At 73.3% G+C, this 21,344-nt stretch carries 23 protein-coding genes; 14 read left to right on the top strand and 9 right to left on the bottom strand.

Going from position 1 to position 21,344, the window contains the following annotated elements; all coding sequences use genetic code 11:
• Positions 1-32: 32 nt before the first annotated feature.
• The 3 genes from CLT75_RS08320 to CLT75_RS08310 form a co-directional block, all read right to left on the bottom strand.
• Complete coding sequence (locus CLT75_RS08320; protein ID WP_135240255.1) at positions 33-287, bottom strand: preprotein translocase YidC; 255 nt, start codon at positions 285-287, stop codon at positions 33-35.
• Between the two features lie 139 nt (positions 288-426).
• Positions 427-1,299, bottom strand: a complete 873-nt coding sequence (locus tag CLT75_RS08315; RefSeq protein ID WP_135243946.1) for a pentapeptide repeat-containing protein — start codon at positions 1,297-1,299, stop codon at positions 427-429.
• Positions 1,300-1,459: 160 nt separating this feature from the next.
• Positions 1,460-1,861: an SSI family serine proteinase inhibitor gene (locus CLT75_RS08310; protein WP_135240254.1), complete on the bottom strand. Its 402-nt coding sequence runs from the start codon at positions 1,859-1,861 to the stop codon at positions 1,460-1,462.
• A gap of 408 nt (positions 1,862-2,269) precedes the next feature.
• On the opposite strand from CLT75_RS08310, the gene CLT75_RS08305 reads away from it, so the two are divergent.
• The 5 genes from CLT75_RS08305 to CLT75_RS08285 all read left to right on the top strand — a co-directional run bounded on the left by CLT75_RS08305 (position 2,270) and on the right by CLT75_RS08285 (position 8,250).
• Complete coding sequence (locus CLT75_RS08305) at positions 2,270-3,277, top strand: ABC transporter permease (RefSeq protein WP_135240253.1); 1,008 nt, start codon at positions 2,270-2,272, stop codon at positions 3,275-3,277.
• Between the two features lie 57 nt (positions 3,278-3,334).
• Positions 3,335-5,083: an ABC transporter substrate-binding protein gene (locus tag CLT75_RS08300; protein ID WP_135240252.1), complete on the top strand. Its 1,749-nt coding sequence runs from the start codon at positions 3,335-3,337 to the stop codon at positions 5,081-5,083.
• Between the two features lie 63 nt (positions 5,084-5,146).
• On the top strand, positions 5,147-6,136 hold the full coding sequence (locus tag CLT75_RS08295) for an ABC transporter permease (protein WP_135240251.1): 990 nt from the start codon (positions 5,147-5,149) through the stop codon (positions 6,134-6,136).
• 15 nt (positions 6,137-6,151) lie between these two features.
• Positions 6,152-7,213: an ABC transporter ATP-binding protein gene (locus CLT75_RS08290; RefSeq protein WP_135240250.1), complete on the top strand. Its 1,062-nt coding sequence runs from the start codon at positions 6,152-6,154 to the stop codon at positions 7,211-7,213.
• Positions 7,210-8,250, top strand: coding sequence for a dipeptide ABC transporter ATP-binding protein (locus tag CLT75_RS08285; protein ID WP_135240249.1), 1,041 nt, complete (start codon positions 7,210-7,212; stop codon positions 8,248-8,250). The genes CLT75_RS08290 and CLT75_RS08285 overlap by 4 nt, the downstream gene beginning before the upstream one ends.
• Before the next feature lie 94 nt (positions 8,251-8,344).
• Here CLT75_RS08285 and CLT75_RS08280 read toward each other — a convergent pair whose 3' ends face one another.
• Positions 8,345-9,151 (bottom strand): SDR family oxidoreductase, encoded by an 807-nt coding sequence (locus tag CLT75_RS08280; RefSeq protein WP_135240248.1) that lies wholly within the window; start codon positions 9,149-9,151, stop codon positions 8,345-8,347.
• A gap of 93 nt (positions 9,152-9,244) precedes the next feature.
• On the opposite strand from CLT75_RS08280, the gene CLT75_RS08275 reads away from it, so the two are divergent.
• Positions 9,245-9,634 (top strand): hypothetical protein, encoded by a 390-nt coding sequence (locus tag CLT75_RS08275; RefSeq protein ID WP_135240247.1) that lies wholly within the window; start codon positions 9,245-9,247, stop codon positions 9,632-9,634.
• A 138-nt stretch (positions 9,635-9,772) separates the two neighbouring features.
• On the opposite strand, the gene CLT75_RS08270 is transcribed toward CLT75_RS08275, so the two are convergent.
• Together CLT75_RS08270 and CLT75_RS08265 are read right to left on the bottom strand one after the other, a co-directional pair.
• Positions 9,773-10,480: a phenylalanine--tRNA ligase beta subunit-related protein gene (locus tag CLT75_RS08270; protein WP_135240246.1), complete on the bottom strand. Its 708-nt coding sequence runs from the start codon at positions 10,478-10,480 to the stop codon at positions 9,773-9,775.
• Positions 10,481-10,516: 36 nt separating this feature from the next.
• Positions 10,517-11,125, bottom strand: a complete 609-nt coding sequence (locus tag CLT75_RS08265) for a LysE family translocator (RefSeq protein WP_135240245.1) — start codon at positions 11,123-11,125, stop codon at positions 10,517-10,519.
• 29 nt (positions 11,126-11,154) lie between these two features.
• Here CLT75_RS08265 and pdxR point away from each other — a divergent pair, with 29 nt between their 5' ends.
• The gene (gene pdxR / locus CLT75_RS08260) at positions 11,155-12,639 is read left to right on the top strand and encodes a MocR-like pyridoxine biosynthesis transcription factor PdxR (RefSeq protein ID WP_135240244.1); all 1,485 of its coding nucleotides are present in this window, start codon (positions 11,155-11,157) and stop codon (positions 12,637-12,639) included.
• 51 nt (positions 12,640-12,690) lie between these two features.
• On the opposite strand, the gene CLT75_RS08255 is transcribed toward pdxR, so the two are convergent.
• Positions 12,691-13,692 (bottom strand): WYL domain-containing protein, encoded by a 1,002-nt coding sequence (locus tag CLT75_RS08255; protein ID WP_135240243.1) that lies wholly within the window; start codon positions 13,690-13,692, stop codon positions 12,691-12,693.
• A 44-nt stretch (positions 13,693-13,736) separates the two neighbouring features.
• On the opposite strand from CLT75_RS08255, the gene CLT75_RS08250 reads away from it, so the two are divergent.
• Together CLT75_RS08250 and CLT75_RS08245 are read left to right on the top strand one after the other, a co-directional pair.
• Positions 13,737-14,213, top strand: a complete 477-nt coding sequence (locus tag CLT75_RS08250) for a hypothetical protein (RefSeq protein ID WP_135240242.1) — start codon at positions 13,737-13,739, stop codon at positions 14,211-14,213.
• Entirely contained in the window at positions 14,213-14,668 is a 456-nt protein-coding gene (locus CLT75_RS08245) for a hypothetical protein (RefSeq protein ID WP_135240241.1), read from the top strand. Before CLT75_RS08250 ends, CLT75_RS08245 begins: the two co-directional genes overlap by 1 nt.
• On the opposite strand, the gene CLT75_RS08240 is transcribed toward CLT75_RS08245, so the two are convergent.
• Complete coding sequence (locus tag CLT75_RS08240; RefSeq protein ID WP_135240240.1) at positions 14,643-15,323, bottom strand: TetR/AcrR family transcriptional regulator; 681 nt, start codon at positions 15,321-15,323, stop codon at positions 14,643-14,645. The two genes, CLT75_RS08245 and CLT75_RS08240, sit on opposite strands and share 26 nt — an antisense overlap.
• Before the next feature lie 116 nt (positions 15,324-15,439).
• Here CLT75_RS08240 and CLT75_RS08235 point away from each other — a divergent pair, with 116 nt between their 5' ends.
• The 5 genes from CLT75_RS08235 to CLT75_RS08215 all read left to right on the top strand — a co-directional run bounded on the left by CLT75_RS08235 (position 15,440) and on the right by CLT75_RS08215 (position 20,793).
• A complete protein-coding gene (locus tag CLT75_RS08235) occupies positions 15,440-16,945 on the top strand; it encodes a flavin-containing monooxygenase (RefSeq protein WP_135240239.1) in 1,506 nt (501 codons plus the stop codon).
• A complete protein-coding gene (locus CLT75_RS08230; RefSeq protein ID WP_135240238.1) occupies positions 16,938-17,957 on the top strand; it encodes an SDR family NAD(P)-dependent oxidoreductase in 1,020 nt (339 codons plus the stop codon). The genes CLT75_RS08235 and CLT75_RS08230 overlap by 8 nt, the downstream gene beginning before the upstream one ends.
• Positions 17,954-18,793, top strand: coding sequence for an alpha/beta fold hydrolase (locus CLT75_RS08225; RefSeq protein WP_135240237.1), 840 nt, complete (start codon positions 17,954-17,956; stop codon positions 18,791-18,793). Before CLT75_RS08230 ends, CLT75_RS08225 begins: the two co-directional genes overlap by 4 nt.
• 69 nt (positions 18,794-18,862) lie before the next feature.
• Positions 18,863-19,513 carry a GntR family transcriptional regulator gene (locus tag CLT75_RS08220; RefSeq protein WP_135240236.1) on the top strand — a complete coding sequence of 217 codons (651 nt, stop codon included), beginning with the start codon at positions 18,863-18,865 and terminating at the stop codon, positions 19,511-19,513.
• Positions 19,510-20,793: an MFS transporter gene (locus CLT75_RS08215; protein WP_135240235.1), complete on the top strand. Its 1,284-nt coding sequence runs from the start codon at positions 19,510-19,512 to the stop codon at positions 20,791-20,793. The genes CLT75_RS08220 and CLT75_RS08215 overlap by 4 nt, the downstream gene beginning before the upstream one ends.
• A gap of 37 nt (positions 20,794-20,830) precedes the next feature.
• Here CLT75_RS08215 and CLT75_RS08210 read toward each other — a convergent pair whose 3' ends face one another.
• Entirely contained in the window at positions 20,831-21,244 is a 414-nt protein-coding gene (locus CLT75_RS08210) for a hypothetical protein (RefSeq protein WP_013286411.1), read from the bottom strand.
• Positions 21,245-21,344: the final 100 nt, after the last annotated feature.

Genomic DNA, 21,344 nt, shown 5'->3' with positions numbered 1-21,344 from the left:
CACTCCTGCCCGCAGCGGGTGACGGCAAACGTTCAGCGGGCGGCGTCCCGTCCGCGGGCCGCGTCCGGGTGGGTCGGCATCGAGGAGCCGCCCGAGCTGCTGCCGGAGGCGCCGCCCGCCATGCCGGATACGTCGTCCTCGGTCACCTCGTCCGGTTTCGGCGTACCGGGAGCGGGGGCGGGCACGTCGGTGTCCGCGGCCGTCTGCACCAGCGGAACCTGCCCGGCCTCGTCCTCGGCGTGCGCCGGGTCGACCGGCTCCTCACCGTCGCGTGCCCGATATCGCACCGGGGCCCCTCCCGTCGGCCAACAGTCGTCCGCGCCGCCTACCCCACCCCACCCCCACCAAACCCGGCCCCGGCCCATCTCGCGGTGATCAAGGAGTTCGTGTCCCGATCCGGCCCCGAACCGGACACAAACTCCTTGATCACCGCCGGGGTCGGGGTCGGAGGCGGCGCTGGCGCGGCTGGGGCGTCGGGGCCGGGGTCGGGGTCAGGGACCAGTGGGATGGGCGGCGTAGGCCGGGCGGCAGGACCGTGCGGTGGTCGCCGCGTGCGGCGTCGAGCTGCGACTGGTGCGTGAACAGGCACTCGCCCAGGTCCGCGCCGCGCAGGTCGGCCCCGCGCAGGTCCGCGCCGGTCAGGTCGGCGGTGCCGAGGCGTACGCCCCGCAGGTCGGCGCCGATCAGGCAGGCGCCGCGCAGGTTCGCCCCGGTCAGCGGGGTACGGCGCAGGTCCACCCCGATCAGCATCGCGCCCCGGCGGTCCGGGCCGGCCCGTCCGGCGCGTGCCTGTTCGGCGGCGCGGGACAGCAGCCGGTTGGCGCGGTCCCGGTGCGCGTCGACGTCGAGGGCGAGCAGGTCGTCAGGGGTGCCGTCGGTGAGCCGGCCGGTCTCGTCGAGCGCGGCGGTCAGCTCGTCGCGCAGCGGGCCGGGCGGGGTGAGGCGTACCGCCTCGGTCAGGTACCACAGCAGCTCGTGCAGCGGCCGCAGCACCGCGAAGCTGTCGAACATCCGCTGTGCGGTGGCCGGGTCGGCCCGCCAGTCGCGGCCGGCGAACGTGTGCTGGGTGAGGTGCTGACCGGCGCCGAAGCAGTCGAACACGGTGCACCCGGGGAAGCCGCGTTGCCGCAGCTCGGTGTGGATGCCGCAGCGGAAGTCGGCACCCAGGTTCGGGCAGGGCCGCCCGGCGGGCTTGTCGATGGCGAAGTCGGCGGACGCGGTGAACGCGGGAGCGACGCAGCACACCCCGGCGCAGCGCGAGCAGTCCGCCCGCAACTCCCGCCCGCCCTCGCCCGCCACCGGCCCGTCCACCCGCACAGTCTCCCCTCCGAACACCCCGTACCCATTCTCCGCACCCACCCCACCCGCCTCCCGACCCACCCCGTCGATCATGAGGTTGACGGCGGCAAACCGGACCGGAACCGCCGCCAACCTCATGATCAACGCGACAAGGAGGGGGTCAGAAGGTGAAGAGGGAGGCGGTGGTGCGCTGCATCAGGCAGGCGTTGCCGAACGTCCGCGTGTAGGAGACCGGACGGTCCTGCCAGAAGCCCACGGCACGCGCGACGACCGGGTCGTACTGGGAGGTGCACGGCGCGCCGTCCACGTCGAGCGCGTCCAGGTCGCCGTCGACGCGGGCGACGAGCCGGCACGCGGTGATCGGGTCGGGGTGCAGGCCGCCGGTGGGCCCGCAGGTCAGCACCGTGGCGCGCAGGCCGGCGCCGTCGTCGACGGTGAGCAGCAGCACCGAGGGGGTCTCCGGGCCGGGGCGCGGCGCGGCCTGCGCGGGGGAGGCCGGCGCGGCGAGGCCGCCGAGCGCGGCGACCAGGGCCAGAGCGGCGGTACGTCGGGCGAAGGGCATGGGTGGTCCTTCCGTCGGGGCCCCGGGTGAGGGCCGGTGGACGGCCCGGCACGTCGTGCGAACCGGACCGCCGAGAACCCTAGGTGGACGGTGTGAACGCGAAGAGTCACGAAGTGTTACACCAGCCGACCCCACGGTCCGGTCGGTGTGACATCGGTGTGCGGGAATGCCCGAACGGCTGACAACCGCCCGAGTGCCTTGCGGCAACGCATTCCGAATTCGCGGAACGGCCACCTGAAAGGCTGACAACCGAATCGAGCCGTTATTGCGCCGATGCATTCCGTACGCCGGATCGTTGTCAATGCACGACAACCGGAACGGCCGTTACCGGAACGATTCTTTAGAGCGCCTCATAGCGCATTACCGTCGGGTGGCAGGGCGTTTTCGTCCCCGTCGGGAGGACTGCTCATGAGCGAACTGTCGTACCCACCGGCCGCTCCCGGCCCCGATGTCGAGGCCGTTCCCGCCCCCGTCGGCCGGCCCGGCGAATTCGTCGGCCGGTCACCCGGCCGGCTCGCCTGGATGCGGCTCAAACGCGACCGTACGGCCCGCGCCAGCGCCGTCACGCTCGCCGTCGCCGCCCTTGTCGCACTCGGCGCGCCACTGCTGGGACGGCTCACCGGAATCGACCCGACCGACAAGTTCGCCGACCGGCTCAACGATTTCGGAATGCCGATCGGGTACGCCGGTGGAATCAGCGCCGACCATTGGCTCGGGCTCGAACCGGGCAGCGGCCGGGACATCCTGATGCAACTGGTCTACGGCCTGCGGACGTCCCTGTTCATCGCGTTCGCCTCGGCGCTGCTGGCATCCGGCATCGGTGTCGCGGTGGGTGTGCTGGCCGGGTGGGCCAGGGGCTGGCTGGACAGCGTCGTCAACTGGCTGATCGACCTCACGCTGGCGTTCCCGTTCCTCATCTTTGCCCTCGCGGTCATCCCGATCCTCCAGGACCGCTTCTACTCCGACCGGGAGGCGCCGTCGCCGGCCTTCCGGGTGGGCCTGATCGTCGCCACCTTCGGCCTGTTCAGCTGGACGTACACCGCGCGGCTGGTCCGCGGGCAGGTGATCTCGCTGCGCGAGCGGGAGTTCGTCGAGGCGGCCCGGGCCGCCGGGGCCGGCACCGCGCACATCCTGCTGCGGCAGCTGCTGCCGAACATCTGGGCGCCGATCCTGGTCACCGTCTCGCTGATGGTGCCGCAGTTCATCGCCATCGAGGCGGCGCTGGCGTTCGTCAACATCGGCGTCACCGAACCCACGCCCGACCTGGGCCGCATGATCTTCAACAGCATCGGCTACGTCGCGAGCGACCCCTGGTACACCCTGTTCCCCGGGTTGACGGTCTTCCTGCTGGTCCTGGCGTTCAACCTGCTCGGCGACGCGCTGCGCGACTCGCTGGACCCCCGCTCCACCCGGTAGTCCCCACGGCCATCAGTGCCCGGCCGGCGGGGGCCGCCGGGCAGGAAGGAGCACACCGTGCGCGCACGAACCCGGACACTGACAGGTGTCCTCGCCGCGGCGGCGCTGGCCGCCGCCGGCTGCAGCCCCACCACCGACGACGGCGGGGGCGGCGACGACCAGAAGACCAAGACCCAGAGCGGATCGATCTCGTACGAGGCCGCCGACAACCAGGGCCCGGCGAAGGACGTCGACGGGGCGGCCCGCGGCGGCACCCTCACCGTGATGCAGCCGGCCGACTTCGAGCACCTCGACCCGGCCCGCAACTACGTCAACGTGCAGCAGGTCGCCGGCGGGCTGCTCTACCGCGCGCTCAACGGCTACAAGGAGGACGGCACCGGCAAGCTGCTGCTCGTCGGTGACCTGGCCACCAACCCCGGCAAGGACGTCAACGGCGACTGCAAGGTCTGGGAGTTCACCCTGCGCGACGGCGTGAAGTACGAGGACGGCACGCCCGTGTCCAGCAAGGACGTCGCCCACGGCATCGCGAGGTCGTTCGCGGCGAACCTCAACGAGGGCCCGCACTACATCCAGCAGTGGCTCTACCCGGGCGGGGCGTACAACGCCACCTACAAGGGACCGTACGACGGCGGCAAGCCGGTGCCCGACGGCGTCGCCACCCCCGACGACCGGACCATCAGGTTCACCTTCCCGCAGCCGCACTGCGACCTGCCGTACGCGGCGGCGCTGCCCACCAGCGCGCCCGTGCCCGCCGCGAAGGACACCCGCGCCAACTACGACCTGCGGCCGTTCTCGTCCGGGCCGTACCGGGTGAAGACCTACCAGCGCGACGTGTCGCTGGAGCTGGAACGCAACCCGAACTGGGATCCGGCGACCGACCCGATCCGCAACGCGTACCCGGACGCGATCCGGATGACGTTCGGCCTGGAGCAGGCCCAGATCGCCGAGCGCCTGGTCGCCGACGGGCCGGCCGACCAGGCGGCGCTGAGCTGGTCGGACGTGCCGCCGTCGGTGCTGCCCCGCACCACCGGATCGGGCGTCGCCGACCGGGTGGTGCGCGGCCCGACGCAGTACAACTGGGTGCTGAGCATCAACACCCAGCGGGTCACCGACCTGAGCGTCCGGCGGGCGCTGAACTACGCGGTCGACAAGGACGCCCTGCTCAAGGTGCTCGGCGGGCAGGCCGCCGGCTCACCCGCCACCACGCTCATGTCGCCCACCACCGCCGGTTTCGTCTCCTACGACCTGTTCAACGCCCCGGTCACCGGCGACAAGGCCAAGACCGCCGAGCTGCTCGCCGGCAAGCGGCCGAAGCTGGTGCTCGCCCACTCCAACCTGGAACTGCGCACCCAGCAGGCCGAGGCGCTGCGCAAGAACCTCACCGACATGGGCTTCGACATCGTGATGAAGCCGATCGACAACAGCAGCTACTACGACGAAGTCGGCCGCAAGGACAACCCGTACGACCTGTACCTCACCGGCTGGGGCTCGGACTGGCCCACCGGCTCCACTGTCATCCCGCCGGTCTACGACGGACGGGAGATCGTGGCCGAGGGCAACCAGAACCTGTCGTACCTCGACGAACCGTCGGTCAGCGCGGAGATCGACCGGGTCCGCGACCTGCCAGCCGCGGAGCAGGACGCCGGCTGGATGGCGCTCGACCGCATGATCATGGACAAGTACGCCCCGGTGGTGCCCTGCTACTACGACGCCACCTACGAGCTGCACGGCTCGAAGGTCGGCAACGCCTTCCTCAGTGACGCGTTCGGGATCATCTCGCTCAACGGCATCTACGTGAAGAAGTGACAGCCGCGCGGGGGCGGCTGCCACGGCGGCCGCCCCCGCGCCCACCCCGGGGGAGGTGCTCCCGTGCTCCGTTTCGTCGTACGGCGGCTGCTCGTCGCCGCCCTGACCCTGGTCGTCATCAGCCTGGTCACGTTCGGTCTCTTCTTCGCGGTGCCGAGCAGCCCGGCGAAGGTGATGTGCGGCAAGAACTGCACGGCCGAGGACATCGCCCAGGTCGAGCGCCGCCTCGGCATCGACCAGCCGCTGCCCCGGCAGTACGCCGACTTCGTCAGCGGCGTCTTCGCCGGCCGGACCTACGGCTCGGGCGACTTCCGGCAGGACTGCCCGGCGCCCTGCCTCGGCTACTCGTTCCGCAACAACCAGCCGGTCACCGAGATCGTCGCCCAGCGCGCCCCGGTGACGTTCAGCATCGTCCTCGGCGGTGCCGTGCTCTGGCTCGGCCTCGGCGTCTCGCTGGGCATGGTGTCGGCACTGCGCCGGGGTACGGCGTTCGACCGCGCCGCCATCGGTATCACGCTGGCCGGGGCGTCGATGCAGGTCTACTTCTTCGGGCTGATCCTGCTGTACCTGCTCGTCTACTCCACCGGCCTGCTGCCGTTCCCCAGCTACACGCCGCTGACCGAGAGTCCGCTGCGCTGGGCGACCGGACTGCTGCTGCCCTGGATGACGCTCGGTTTCCTCAACTCGGCGCTGTACGCCCGGCTGTCCCGGGCCCAGATGCTGGAGACGCTGTCGGAGGACTTCGTCCGTACGGCCCGGGCGAAGGGCCTGCCCGCCCGGACGGTGCACACCCGGCACGCGCTGCGGGCGGCGATCACACCGATCGTCACGATCGCCGGGCTGGACATCGGCACCAGCCTCGGCGGCACGTTCATCACCGAGACCATCTTCGGCCTCCAGGGTCTCGGCAAGGCGACTGTGGAGGCGGTGCAGTTCCTCAACCTGCCGGTGGTGATGGCGACGGTGCTGCTGGCAGCGGTGTTCATCGTGGTCGCCAACATCGTCGTCGACGTGCTGTACGCGGTGATCGACCCGCGGGTCCGGCTGAGCTGAGGGGAGGGATCGGACATGGTGGAGCTTCCGGCGCCGCGTCGCGGCGAGGGCCCGTACCTGCGGGTCAGGGATCTGCGGGTGCGGTTCGACACCGAGGACGGTGTGGTGCGGGCCGTGGACGGGGTGTCGTTCGCTGTGGAGCGGGGTCGCACGCTGGGGATCGTGGGGGAGTCCGGTTCCGGTAAGAGCGTCACCTCGCTGGCGATCCTGGGTTTGCACAACGCGAAGCGCACGACCATCTCCGGGGAGATCTCGGTGGGTGGGCGTCAGCTCGTCGGGTTGGGTGAGGAGGAGGTGCGGCGGCTGCGGGGCCGGGACATGGCGATGGTCTTCCAGGATCCGTTGTCGGCGTTGCACCCCTACTACTCGGTGGGTAGGCAGATCGCTGAGGCGTACCGGGTGCATCATCCGAGGGCCGGCAGACGCGAGGCTCGCAGTCGCGCGGTGGACATGTTGGGCCGGGTGGGGATTCCGCAGCCGGCCAAGCGGTTCGATCAGTATCCGCATGAGTTCTCGGGTGGGATGCGGCAGCGGGCGATGATCGCGATGGCGTTGGTGAACGATCCGGATCTGCTGATCGCCGATGAGCCGACCACGGCCCTGGACGTGACGGTGCAGGCGCAGATCCTGGACCTGCTCAGTGATTTGCAGGAGGAGTTCCGGTCGGCGATCGTGTTGATCACCCACGATCTGGGTGTGGTCAGTCAGGTGGCTGATGACGTGTTGGTGATGTACGCGGGCCGGGCGGTGGAGCACGGCAGTGTGGAGCGGGTGTTGCGGGCGCCGCAGCATCCGTACACGTGGGGGTTGTTGTCGAGTGTGCCGTCGTTGCACGGTGACGCCGACGCGGACCTGCTGCCCATTCCGGGTAACCCGCCCAGTCTGATCAACCTGCCGTCGGGGTGTGCGTTCCATCCGCGGTGCCGGTGGGCCGACGTGAACGGCGACCGGTCCCGCACGGACGTTCCGGAGCTGGTTGCGGCGGGCGCGGGGCATCTGGTGGCGTGTCATCTGCCGGTCGCCGCGCGGGAGCGGATCTACCGCGACGAGGTAGCCCAGGTGGGGGTGGCCCGATGAGTACCGAGACCGAGCCGCTGCTGTCGGTGCGGGGGCTGACCAAGCACTTCCCGGTCCGGCAAGGGCTGCGCAGCACGGGTGCGGTGCGGGCGGTCGACGGGCTGGACTTCGACGTACGCCCGGGCGAGACCCTCGGGCTGGTGGGGGAGTCGGGGTGTGGGAAGACCACGACCGGGCGGATGCTGGTGCGGCTACTGGAACCCACCGCCGGCAGCATCGCCTTCGCGGGGCGGGACATCACCCACGCGAAACGTGGTGAGCTGCGCGGGTTGCGGCAGGACCTGCAGATCATCTTCCAGGATCCGTACGCGTCGCTGAACCCCCGCCACACCGTCGGGCGGATCGTGGCGATGCCGTTGCAGGTCAACCGGATCACCCCACCCGGCGGCGTCAAGAAACGCGTGCAGGAACTCCTCGAACTCGTGGGCCTGAACCCGGAGCACTACAACAGGTATCCGCACGAGTTCTCCGGCGGGCAGCGCCAGCGCATCGGCATCGCCCGCGCCCTGGCCCTGAAGCCGAAGCTGATCGTGGCCGACGAACCCGTCTCCGCGCTGGACGTGTCGATCCAGGCGCAGGTCATCAACCTGCTGCGCAGCCTGCAACAAGATCTGGACCTGGCGTTCGTGTTCATCGCCCACGACCTCGCCGTGGTGCGGCACTTCTGCCACCGCGTCGCCGTCATGTACCTCGGCAAGATCGTCGAGATCGGCGACCGCGACACCATCTACACCCGCCCCCAACACCCCTACACCCGGGCGCTGCTCTCGGCGATCCCGGACGTCACCACCCTCGGGCCCGCCGGCCGCATCCGCCTCACCGGCGACGTGCCCACCCCCCTCAACCCACCGTCGGGCTGCCGCTTCCGCACCCGCTGCTGGAAAGCCACCGACCACTGCGCCACCGAAGAACCCACCCTGACCACCCGCGACGGCGGCAGACAGCAAACCGCCTGCCACTACCCAGAGCAGCAGCAGGCACCGCTCGACGCACCCGTGGGAGCCACCCCGGATCCCGGCGGCAACGAACGCACCTGACCCACGACGGGGCCGGGGGCGACCATGCCGGGCGCAGGGATCAAGCCTGACCGCCCGGAGCCGGGCACGGTCGCCCCCGGCCCCAAACCGCAAGCTAGACGGAACGCCAGGAATCCGAGGAAAGCGCAGAAGCCTGCGGACCCATCAGCAGCATCCCCCCGTCCACCGCCCACGACGCCCCCGTCACGTACGCCGCAGCCGGCGAGGTGAGCATCGCCACCACCGCCGCCACCTCCCGCGCGTCACCCGGACGTCCCACCGGCACACCCGGACGGTCCTGCGTGAACGGGTCGACGTCCTCCTGCCCGGTCATCGGCGTGGCGATCTCGCCCGGCGCGACCGCGTTGACGGTGATCCCGTCGGCCGCCAGTTCCTGCGCCATCACCTTGGTGAGCAGACCGAGCCCGCCCTTGGCGGCGCAGTACGCCGACGAGCCGACCCGGGGCGCGCGCTCGTGCACGCTGGTGATGTTGATGATCCGGCCGCCCCGCCCGGCCGCGCGCATCCGCCGGGCGGCCCGCTGCGAGCACAAGAACGGCCCGTCCAGGTCGACCGCCAGCACCTCCCGCCACTTCTCCCAGCTCACGTCCACGAACGGTTCGGACAGGCCGGTGCCGGCGTTGTTGACGAGCACACCCAGGCCGCCGAGCCGGTCGGCCAGCTCGTCGATGACCGTCGCCGCTTCGGGGAGCCGGGTCAGGTCCAGCTCCACGGTCTCGCAGCGGCGGCCGGTGGCGCGTACCTCGGCGGCGGTGCGGTCGGCGCCCGCCGCGTCGCCGTACCAGGTGATGCCGACGTCGTGACCGGCCTCGGCGAGCGCCACCGCGCACGCCTTGCCGATGCCGGAGTCCGCGCCGGTGACGATCGCGACGCGGTCGTAGTCCTCGTATCGTTCGGGCATGTCCGCGCACTACCCGCGGGCGGCGACCTCAACCGGCCGGACGACCCCGGCTCGCCCGGCGGTTTCGTCGGACCCGCTCGCTAGGGTACGGGCGTGATCGCCGATGACTCCGATGCCGTGACAATCCGCTTCCTGCGCATGATGCGTGCCGAGATAGGCGCCGAACGGGTGGGCGAGGATTCGCTCGGCCGCACCGTCGACCTCGCCCGGCGCTGGTGGGGCACCGGCGACGCCGCCGACGCGCGACTCGCCGACGCGCTGCGCGAGCTGCACGGCGAGCCGGTCGACCTGGCCGATCCGCACGACGTGGCCGGCGCCGTGAGCGCCCGGACCGCCGACGCCGGTCTGCTCACCGAGCCGGATCCGCGCGGCGCGGCGATGGCGCGGTTCGCCGCGAACGCCCGGCGGCTGCGCACCGGCGAGATCACCCCGGCCGAGTTCGACGAGCTGATGGCGCGCGACCGCACCGACCCCGACGCCTGACGACGAGCCGATCGCGCACAACCGCACCGACGACCCCGACGCCTGACGACGAGCCCTGCAGCTACCAGCGTCGTCGCCGGATGCCCGGAACCTGCGCACCGGTGTGACACCGCGCGACCCCCCCACCACGCCGGCGGGTCAGCCCGTCCGGACCGGCACGGCGAACTCGGGCGCGTCAGCGGTGAGCAGCGCCGTCCGTGACGGCACGCGCCACAGCTCGTCCAGCGCCGCCGCCAGGTCGTCCAGCATCCGGCGTACGGTCGGCGCCGACCCGTCGTGCATCGCCTCGACCACGACCAGCACCTCGGCGGTGTCGGCCCGTACCGCCGACGTGCCGCTCTGCCGGTGGCACCAGCGCCGGGCGTGCGCGTGCCCGCCCTCGTCGGCGAAGATCACCTCGCCGGGCGCGGGCTGCTCGGACTCCCCGCCGAGACCCAGGTAGGACTCGGTGCCGTCGGCCGGGCGGACGGTCAGGTCGCCGTTGATCCCGGCCAGGTCGAGCACGGCGACCGGGACCGCGTACCGGACCGAGAGCGCGTTGCCGAGGTCCACGAGCGGGTGCAGCCGGGGCAGGTCGCCGTCCCGCCGCAACCGGCGCAGCAGCGACTCGGCCGCGCAGCGGTAGCGGGTCGGCGGGCAGCCCATCCGGGCGAACGCACGACGCCACGCCTGGATCTCCGGGAAGCCACCCTCCGGCCCGGCGGCGAGCCGGTCCCGGGCGGCGCCGAGATGCCCTGCGGACAGTGGCGTGACGTCGACGTCCGGCGTGACGCCGGTGGCGTGCAGGACGCCGCAGGTCAGTTCCGGGAAGGCCGACCAGATCTCGGGAGAGTGCCGGAAACGCACGGGGAGACTCCTTTTCGGGCGGTGAGCTGGAACGGGTCAGGCGGTGAAGGCGAGGCCGAGGCCCAGGACGAGGAAACCGCCGGCGAAGGCGTGCCGCAGCAGCACGGTCAGCCGGGGCCGGGACAGCACGCGGCGGCGCAGCGCGCCGGCCAGGAGCGCGTACCCGGCGAACACCAGCAGCGTGACAGCCATGAACACCAGGCCGCAGGCGAGCATGCGCGCGGTGGCGGCGGGCGCGTCCGGCGGTACGAACTGCGGCAGCAGCGCCACGAAGAACACCGTCACCTTCGGGTTCAGCAGGTTCAGCAGCACCCCGTCCCGGAACACCGCCGCCGTGGGACGCGGGGGCCGGTCGCCGCCGACGGTGAGCGTGCCCCGGTCGCGCAACGCCGACCAGGCCATCCAGAGCAGGTACGCCACACCCAGCCAGGTCACCACGCGGAACGCGGGCGTGCCGGCGCGCAGCAGGGCGGCCAGGCCGGTCACCGCGGCGATCACGTGCGGGACGAGGCTGAGCGTGGCACCGGCGGCAGCGGCCAGCCCGGCCCGGCGTCCGGCGGCCACGGCGGTGGCGAGCGTGTGCATGACCCCGGTGCCGGGACTGATCGCGACGACGAGAGAGGTCAGCAGGAAGGCGGCTGTCATACGGTCCAGCCTGTGGCCATAATGGTCCGATGGACAGGGCCAAAGCTGTCGTCATCGAGAAGTCCAAAGCGGCCGGTGCGGACTTCCTCCAGCTCGACGTCGGCGAGGCGCCGCCCGGTGGCCGCGCGGACTGGCTGGCCGCCCGGCTGCGATCGGCCATCGCCGACGGCCGGGCGCCGGTGGGCACCCGCCTGCCGGCCAGCCGCGTGCTCGCCGCCGAGCTGGGGGTCTCCCGGGGCGTGGTGACCGAGGCGTACCAGCGGCTGGCCGAGGACGGGCAGGTGACCGGGCGCGGCCGGGCCGGAACGGTGGTGGTCGCCTCACCGGCCGCCGTGGTCACCCGGCCACCCCGGCCCAGGAGGGCAGCGGAGGTGTTCGCCGGCCGGCCCGGCCTCGACGTCTTCGACGAGCTGCGCGCCGTACCCGCGGAGGTGGACCTGACTCCCGGCGTACCCGATCTGGCGGCCTTTCCCCGCGCGGCCTGGCTGCGGGCCGAGCGGGCCGTGCTGCACGGGATGACGCCCGCCGCGCTCGGCTACGGCGACCCGGCGGGCGCGCCCGCGCTGCGGTCGGCGGTGGCGAACTGGCTGGCCCGCAGCCGGGGCGTCCGTGCCGACCCGGCCGAGGTGGTGATCGTGTCCGGGGTGTCCCAGGCGCTCGGCCTGCTCGCGCGGGTGCTGAGCGATCGGGGTACGCACACCGTCGCGGTGGAGGACCCCGGCTCGCTCGGCGTACGGCAGCACCTGGCCTATTCCGGGCTGGCGACACCGCCGGTCCCGGTGGACGACAGGGGCCTGCGCGTCGACGAGCTGGAGCGGTCCGGCGCGCCCGCCGTGCTGCTCACCCCGGCGCACCAGTTCCCGACCGGGGTGGTGCTCGACGGCGACCGGCGCCGGCGGCTGCTGCGGTGGGCGCGTGAGGGTGGCCTGGTGGTGGAGGACGACTACGACGCCGAGCACCGCTACGACCGTCCGCCGGTGCCGGCACTGCGGGGCATGGCGCCGGACCGGGTCTGCTACGTCGGCAGCATCTCGAAGCTGCTCGCGCCGGCGCTGCGGATCGGGTGGCTGCTGGTGCCGCCCGCGCTGCACGCCGACGTGGTGGCCGCGAAGCGGGCGGCCGACCTGGGCAACGCGGCGCTGGCGCAGCTCGTGCTGGCCGAGCTGATGGAGTCCGGGGCGCTGGAACGGCACCTGCGGCTGCTGCGGCACCGGCACGTACGCCGCCGGGACGCGATGATCCGCGCGGTAGGCGCGTACCTGCCGGGGGCGGTGGTGCACGGCGCGGCGGCCGGGCTGCACCTGATGGTCACGCTGCCCGGCGACGTCGACGACCGGGCGCTGGCGGCGGCGGCGCTGCGCCGGGGCGTGAAGGTCCATCCGTTGTCCTGGCACGGCCAGCGCCCGCAGCCGCCCGGCCTGGTCCTCGGCTACGCGTCGACCCCGCCCTCCGACCTCGATCGGGCCCTCTCCACGGTGGCCGGGGCCCTCCGAACCCTCACCCCGCCCCGGTGATCAAGGAGTTTGGGTACGAGTCGATCTCCTCGAAGGACACCAACTCCTTGATCACCGGGGGACAGGCGGGGCGGGCGGGGTGGGTGGGTGGTAGAGAGCGGCCAGGGCGGCGGCGGTGTCGGACAGGCGGGCGCGCAGCGCCTCCGGGGCGAGGACCTCGACGTCGGCGCCGAGCCGGAGCAGGTCGCCCTGCGCGTGGGTGAGCGACTCGATCGGGATGACCGCGTGCACCCAGCCGGTGGCGTCGGGCGGGCCGGCGCTCGCCTCGGCGGCGGCCACCACCACGTCGCTGCCGACCTCGCGTAGCCGGGCGAACCCGCGCGGCGACAGCCGGATGCGCGCCTCGTCGCGGTGCAGGCCCGCCCGGAACTCCACCACGTGCGCGCGCCACCAGGCCGGCAGGTCGAACTCGGGCCGCTCGAACGGCTCGTCCAGCGGGGTCAGGTCGAGGATCTGGTTGACCCGGTAGGTGGCCGGATCAGCGCGGTCCGGCCGGGCGGCGACCAGATACCAGCGCCCGCCCTTGAGCACCAGCCCGTACGGTTCGAGGACCCGGGTCGTCTCGCCGCGCCAGCCCCGGTACCGCACCCGGACCCGGTGCTGCCGCCACACCGCCTCGGCGGCCTCGGCCAGGTACGGCGACGGGTCGCCGTCGGAGTACCAGCCCGGCGTGTCCAGGTGGAAGCGCTGCTCCAGCCGGGCCGCCCGGTCGGCCAGCGGCGCGGGCAGCGCGGCCCGCAGCTTGAGCTGGACGGCGGCGACGACCGACTGGTAGCCCAGCTCGGCCGCCGGCCCGGGGAGCCCGGCGAAGAGCAGCCGGTCGGCCTCCTCGGCGGTGAGCCCGGTCAGCCGGGTCCGCCACCCCTCCACGAGCCGGTAGCCGCCGTCGTGTCCGGCCTCGCCGTACAGCGGGATGCCTGCCGCGTGCAGCGCCTCCACGTCCCGGTAGACGGTGCGCGCCGACACCTCCAGCCGGGCGGCCAGGTCGGCGGCGGTGAGCCGGCCGTGCGCCTGCAGGAGCAGCAGGATGGACAGGAGTCGACTGGCCCGCATTCCACTGACACTAGCTGTCAGGGGAGCGGTCCTAGCGTGCCCGCATGGCTTTTCACGACAAGGAGCTGACCGTGCCGGGGACCGTCGAGGTGGCCGGCCGGCACGTCAAGCGCTACCACATGGACCAGCCGGACCGCCGCCTCGAACCGCGGGTGGTCGACGCCGCGTACGCGTACCTGCCGGCGCTGCTGCCCGCCCCGGACGGCTCCACCCCGCCGGCGAGCTGGGTGGTGCTGCACCGGGGCGCGGACACCGGGGCGTACCTGCTGGCGTACAGCTGGTTCTTCGACAACGTGGTCGAGTGCCGCATCGCGATCGCCGGGCAGCCCGCACTGGACTGCCCGGACGACGACCCGGCGCACTTCGTCGACCTGACCCGTCCCGGCGTCGGCTGCGTCTGGGAACTGGGCGTGCTGGAACACGAGCGCACCGCCTGGATCCGGCACGTGCTCGCGCCGGACCGGCCGGACCTCGCCGGCTACCTGGCGGACGCCCGGGCCGAGGGGCCGGTGGGCCGCTGATGGGCGACTTCGACTTCCTCGTCGGCACCTGGGACGTGACCAACCGGCGCCTGCGGCAGCGCCACGTCGGCAGCGACGACTGGGAGGAGTTCGCCGGTGTCAGCGAGGCGCGCTCGTTCTTCGACGGCGCCGGCAGCTTCGACGAGATGCGCTGCCCGAGCCGGGGCTTCTCCGGCTCCACGGTGCGCATCCTGAACCCGTCGACCGGGCTGTGGTCGATCTACTGGATGCACAGCAGTCGTGGCGTGCTGGAACTGCCCCCGGTGGTCGGCGGGTTCACCGGCGGCGTCGGTGAGTTCCACGCCGACGACACCGACGAGGGGCGGCCGGTGCGCTGCCGGTTCCTCTGGTCGGCGATCACCGCCGACTCCTGCCGCTGGGAGCAGGCGTTCTCCACCGACGGTGAGCGCACCTGGGAGACCAACTGGGTCATGGAGTTCCGCCGGACGCGGTGACCGGCGGCGCGGTGGTCCGGTAGATCGCGGTCAGCCACACGTCGAGCAGCACGTCCACCACGTCCCGCTCGGCCACCGCCGGGCCGTCCCCGGCGAAGGTGGCGTACCAGACGCGCTCGTTCATCGAGTTCAGCGCGATGGCGAGGTCCCGGGCGGGCAGACCGTCCGGGGCCGCGCCGCGAGCGCGTTCGGCCTCGATCGCGGCCTGCACCGCGCGGACCCAGCGTTCCAGCACCTCGGCCCAGAGCCGCCGCACCTCGGCGTTGGTGCCGCGCACCTGGGCGCAGGCCAGCACGACGTCCCGGTGCCCGCCGAACGTGGCGTGGAACCGGGCGATCAGCTCCCGCCAGTGGGCGCGCGGATCCTCGGCGAGCCGCTCGAACACGCCACCGGCGGCGGCGTCGGCCTCCTCGGTGACCCGGTCGAGCAGCGTGAGCAGCACCGCGTCCTTGGACGGGAAGTAGAAGTAGAACGTGGGCCGGGAGATCCCCGCGCCGCGCGCCAGGTCGTCGATGGAGATGTCGGCGAAGGGACGCTCGGCCAGCAACCGCTCGGCCGTGGCCAGGATCGCGGTCTCCCGGTCGTCGCCGGTGGACCGGCCGGCCCGCCGCCCGCGCGTCGGCGCGGCGCCGGTCGGCGTACGGGCGGTCGTCATGTCGGCAGATGCTACACCCGCTCGACACCCTGTCGATTCGACTCGACACGATGTTGACTGCGGTCGACGGCGATGGATAGTGTCCGGTCCACCGCCGGTGCGAACGGGAGAAACCGATGGCCGCAGACCACGTCGACGTCCTCATCGTCGGGGCCGGCCTGTCCGGCATCGGCGCCGCCGTCCACCTCGGACGCGAGTGCCCCGGCAAGACCTACGCGGTGCTGGAGGCCCGGGGCGCCATCGGCGGCACCTGGGACCTGTTCCGCTACCCGGGCATCCGCTCCGACTCCGACATGTACACCCTCGGCTACTCGTTCAAGCCGTGGACCGACCCGAAGGCCATCGCCGACGGCGACTCCATCCGGGCGTACGTGCGGCAGACCGCCCGCGAGTACGACGTGGAACGGCACATCCGCTTCCACCACCGGGCGGTACGCGCCGAGTGGGACAGCGCCACCGCGCGCTGGACCGTGCACGCCCAGCGCGACGACACCGGCGAGGACGTCACCCTCACCTGCGCGTTCCTGTTCACCAACTCCGGCTACTACCGCTACGACGAGGGCTACACGCCGCGGTTCCCCGGCGTCGAGCGGTACGCCGGCACGCTCGTGCACCCGCAGCACTGGCCCGACGACCTGGACTACGCCGGCAAGCGGGTCGTGGTGATCGGCAGCGGCGCCACCGCCGTCACCCTGGTCCCGGCCATGGCCGAGCGGGCCGCCCACGTCACCATGCTCCAGCGCTCACCCACGTACGTGATCGCGCTGCCCTCGCGCGACCCGTTCGCCGACGCCGCGCGGCGCTGGCTGCCCCCGAAGGCCGCGTACGCGGTGGCCCGGTGGAAGAACGTCACGCTCGGCGTGGCGAACTTCCAGCTCAGCCGCCGCGCCCCCGGCGTGGTGAAGCGGTTCCTGCGCCGCGCCGCGAAGGGCCGGCTCCCGTCCGGGTACGACGTCGACAGGCACTTCTCGCCCCGCTACAACCCGTGGGACCAGCGGCTCTGCGTGGTGCCGGACGGGGACCTGTTCGCCGCGCTGAGCGCCGGCCGCGCGTCGGTGGTGACCGACACCATCGACACGTTCACCGAGCACGGCATCCGGCTCGCCTCCGGTGAGGAGCTGCCCGCCGACGTGGTGGTCACCGCCACCGGCCTCAACCTGCTCGCGCTCGGCGGCATGACGCTGGTGGTCGACGGCGCCGAGGTCGACCTCGCCTCGACTGTCGCCTACAAGGGCATGATGCTGTCCGGCGTGCCGAACTTCGCCATGACCATCGGCTACACGAACGCCTCCTGGACGCTGAAGGCCGACCTCGTCGCCACGTACGTCTGCCGGCTGCTGCGCCACCTCGACGACACCGGCCGGCAGATCGTCACGCCGCTCGCGCCGGACACCGACGACCTGGTGCCGATCATCGACCTGCAGTCCGGCTACGTGCTGCGCGCCGTCGACCAGTTGCCCAAGCAGGGACCGCAGGCGCCGTGGCGGCTGCACCAGAACTATCCCCGCGACGTACGCCTGATGCGGCACGGCCCGCTTACCGACGGCGTGCGGTTCGACCGCGCCGGCGCGCCCGCCACCGCCTCGGCCGCCACGACCAGCTCCGGAGGAACCGATGCGTGACCTCGTCTTCCCCGGCGGCACGGCGGTGCTCACCGGCGCGGCGAGCGGCATCGGCGCGGCGCTGGCCCACGGGCTGGCCCGGCGCGGCGCCGACCTGGTGCTGCTCGACCGCGACGCCGACGGCCTGGCCGCCACCGTCGCCGCGATCCGGGCCGCGTACCCGGGCCGGCGGGTGGAGACCCACGTCGTCGATCTGGCCGACGCCGAGGCCACCGACCGGGTCGCCGCCGAGATCCACCGCGCGCATCCCCGGATCCGGCTGCTGATCAACAACGCCGGTGTGGCGCTGGGCGGGCGCTTCGACCAGGTCACCCTGGAGGAGTTCCTCTGGGTCATCGAGATCAACTTCCGGGCGGTGGTCCGCCTGACCCACGCGCTGCTGCCCGCGCTCAAGGCCGAGCCCGGCTCCCACCTGGTCAACGTGTCCAGCCTGTTCGGCCTGATCGCCCCCGCCGGGCAGGCCGCGTACGCGGCGAGCAAGTTCGCCGTACGCGGCTTCACCGAGGCGCTGCGGCACGAGCTCGTCGACGACGGCGTCGGCGTCACCTCGGTGCACCCGGGCGGCATCCGCACCCGGATCGCCGCCAGCGCCCGCGTCGGCAGCGGCGTGGCCCTCGACGAGTACGAGGCCGGGCGCAAGCAGTTCGAGAAGCTGCTCACCATCGACCCGGCCACCGCCGCCGAGGTGATCCTGCGCGGCGCGCAGCGACGCCGCGGCCGGGTGCTGATCGGCTGGTCGGCGAAACTGCCCGACCTGCTCGCCCGCGTCGCACCCGCCGGGTACGGCAGGGTGCTGGCCCTGGGCATGCGCCAGTCCCGCCCGGTGGCCACCGTCGCCGAGGTGCCGACCGCAGGGGCCGAGGCGACCGCCGAGCGTGCCGGGGGCGATGTGCCGCCCGGCGGGGTCGAGACGCGCGCCGGAGCCGACGTACCGCCCGGCCGCGTCGACGCGCCGGTCCCGGCCGCCCGGACCGGCGAGGAGGCCGCGCGGGAACCCGGACGCACGGCGTGACAGTGGCCCTCCCGCCGGCCGGCGCGCGCACCGTTGACGGCCGGCGCGTGCGCTGCCGGATCAGCGGCGACGGCCCGCCCGTGGTGCTGCTGCACGGCATCGGCCGTACCCTCGACGACTTCACCGCCCTGCACACGGCGCTGACCCGCGACCACCTGGTGCTCGCGGTGGACCTGCCCGGGCACGGCGGCTCCGCGCCGCTGGACGGCCCGCACACGCTCCCGGCGCTGGCCGCCGCGGTGGCCCGCTTCCTGGACGTGGCGGGGGTGACCGGCCCGGCCCACCTGGTCGGCAACTCCCTCGGCGGGGCGGTCGCGATGCGCCTGGCCGTCGACGAACCGCAGCGCGTCACCAGCCTGGCGTTGCTCAACAGCGCCGGCTTCGGCCGCGAGGTGACGCTGGCGCTGCGGCTGCTGGCGGTACGCCCGCTGGCCCGGCTGCTGCTGCGCCCGCACCCGGGGATCGTCCGCCGCACCGAGCGGGCGATCTTCTACGACCCGGCGTACGTCACCGAGGAGCGGCTCGCCACCGCGCTCGCGGTGGCCCGGCAGCCGCACGCGGCCCGGGTGATGCTGGAGCTGGTCCGCGACCTGGGCACCTGGCGCGGCGTACGCCCGCAGTGGCGCGCCGACCTGCTCGACGCCGTGGCCGCGCTCGGCCTGCCCACGCTGCTCGTCTGGGGCGACCGCGACCTGGTCCTGCCCGCCGCGCACCTGGCGTACGCCCGCACCCGGCTGCCGGACGCGCGCTCTCACCTGTTCCGCGACACCGGGCACATGCCGCAGATCGAGCGGACCGCCGAGGTGGAGAAGCTGCTGCGGGAGCTGTGGGCCTGACCGTGGTCTGCGCCACTGTCCCGGCCCGCGCCGGGCCGCCCGGCCGACCCCGGGAGCAGTCTTAGATACATGACGCATCCCAGCCGGACCGCGCCGTCCGCCGCCGAGCGGGCGTACCGGCACCTCAAGCAGGCCATCCTGGAACAGGTCTACCCGGGCGGCCAGCTCGTCAGCGAGGGCGAGATCGCCGAGGCGACGGGGGTGTCCCGCACCCCGGTCCGGGAGGCGCTGCTGCGGCTGGAGACCGAAGGGCTGGTCAAGCTCTACCCGAAGCGCGGGGCGCTGATCCGGCCGGTGTCGGCCCGGGAGATCGCCGACGTCATCGAGGCCCGCCGACTGGTCGAACTGCACGCCGCCGACCGGGTCTGGCCGCGCCGCGCCGAGCTGCGCGCCGACCTGGCCCGCTGGCTGGGCGAGATGCGCCGCGCGCACGCCGCCGGTGACATCACCACCCTGATGGCCGCCGACCGCTCGTTCCACGCCGCGGTGGTCGAGGCGGCCGGCAACGAGATCCTCGCCGAGCTGTACCACCGGCTGCGCGACCGCCAGCTGCGCATGGGCGAGGCGAGCTTCCGGCTCTCACCCGGCTGGGCCGAGGTCGCCCTCACCGAGCACGCCGGCCAGCTCGCCGCGCTTGACGGCGACGACCCGCAGGCGTGGCACGACGCGGTCGCCGCGCACATCGACACCGCCGCGCGGATGCTCGGGACGCTGCGGTGAGCGCGGGTCGCCGCCCCGCCGCCCTGGTGTACGCGGTGGCCGTCACCGCCTATCTGACGGCCGTGTTCCACCGCAGCTCCCTCGGCGTCACAGGGGTCGACGCGGCGGAGCGCTTCCACATCAACGCCGCCGCGCTCGCCACGTTCTCCGTCGCCCAGCTCGCCGTCTACGCCGCCATGCAGGTGCCGGTCGGGGTGCTGCTGGACCGCTACGGCTCGCGCCGGCTGCTGCTGGCCGGCGGCGCGCTCATGGTGGCCGGGCAGCTCCTGTTCGCGGTGGCCGGTGACGTGCCGGCCGCCGTCGCCGCCCGGGTGCTCGTCGGTCTCGGCGACGCCATGACCTTCATCAGCGTGCTGCGCATCGTCGCGTTCTGGTTCCCCGGCCGGCGCAACCCGCTGCTGGTGCAGCTCACCGGCACCGTCGGCCAGTTCGGCGCGGTGCTCGGCGCCGTACCCCTGGTGCTGCTGCTGCACCGCGCGGGCTGGACCCCGGCGTTCCTGACCGCCGCGGCGCTCGGCGCGACGGTGGTGCTGCTGGTCCTCATCGCGGTACGCGACACCCCGCACGCCGAACACGCCACCGCGCTCGCCCCCGACCTGGCCACCGTACGCCGGCAGCTCGCCGACGCCTGGGCGCAGCCCGGCACGCGGCTGGGCCTGTGGACGCACTTCGTCACCCAGTTCTCCGGCGCGGTGTTCGCGCTGCTGTGGGGGTACCCGTTCCTCGTGCAGGGGCAGGGGTTCTCGCCGACCGCGGCGGCCGGGATGCTCACCCTGATGACCGTGGTGACGCTCGTGTGCGGGCCGGTGATCGCGCACCTGTGCTCGCGTCACCCGTTCCACCGCTCGGTGGTGGTCTTCGCGATCACCGCCGCCACCGCCGGGGTGTGGGCGGTGGTCCTGGCCTGGCCCGGCCGCGCGCCGCACTGGCTGCTGGTGGCGCTCGTGGTGGTGCTCGCGGTGAACGGCCCCGGCTCGATGATCGGGTTCGACTACGCCCGCACGTTCAACCCGGTGCACCGCATCGGCAGTGCCACCGGCATCGTCAACGTCGGCGGCTTCGTCGCCTCCATCGCGCTGATTCTGGCCGTCGGCGTGGTGCTCGACCTGGCCACCCCGGCCGGGCGGGACGCGCCGCCGCTGTCCGCGTTCCGCTGGGCGTTCGCCGTGCAGTTCCTGCTCTGGGCGCTCGGCGCGGTGCAGGTGCTGCGCTACCGCAACGCCGCCCGTCGCCGGCTCGCCGACGAGCGGGCCGCCGCCGCGGTCCCGGCGGCGGCCTGAGTACGCGGGCAGCCGGGCACGGTGTGGCGCGACCGGCTCAGGGGCGGTGCCGCACCAGTGAATCGAGGACCAGGGTCAGCCCCGCGCCGACCAGCCACACGTCCTTGGCCAGGCCGATGCCCTCCTGGCTCGGCCGCAGGCTGGTGCCCTCGCGCATACCCGGCGTCTTCAGGTAGAGCTGCACCAGGCCCGCACCGAACGCGGTGAGCGCGGCCCCGGCCAGCAGCGACGGCACGAACGGGGCGAGCAGCGCCGCGCCGAGCGCGACTTCGCCCCGCGACAGCAGCACGGCGAACCGGTCCGGCGGGATCTGCCGCAACTGCGGCATCGCGCCGGCCGCCATGCCGTGCATGCCAGCGGCGGCCTCACCCTCCAGGCCCCGCTTGCCCAGCCCGGAGTTCAGGATGTACGCGCCGATGGCGACCCGCAGCGGCGCATGCGACAGCCTCATGATCACTCCCGTCCCACCTGGTAGAACCGGCACACCGGGTACCCGGTCATGACCAGGACAATCCGCCGGGCTTCATTGGTTCGCGGGTCATGATCAGCGG

Source organism: Micromonospora sp. CNZ285, from assembly GCF_004637285.1.
This window is presented reverse-complemented; position numbering and strand designations above follow the sequence as displayed.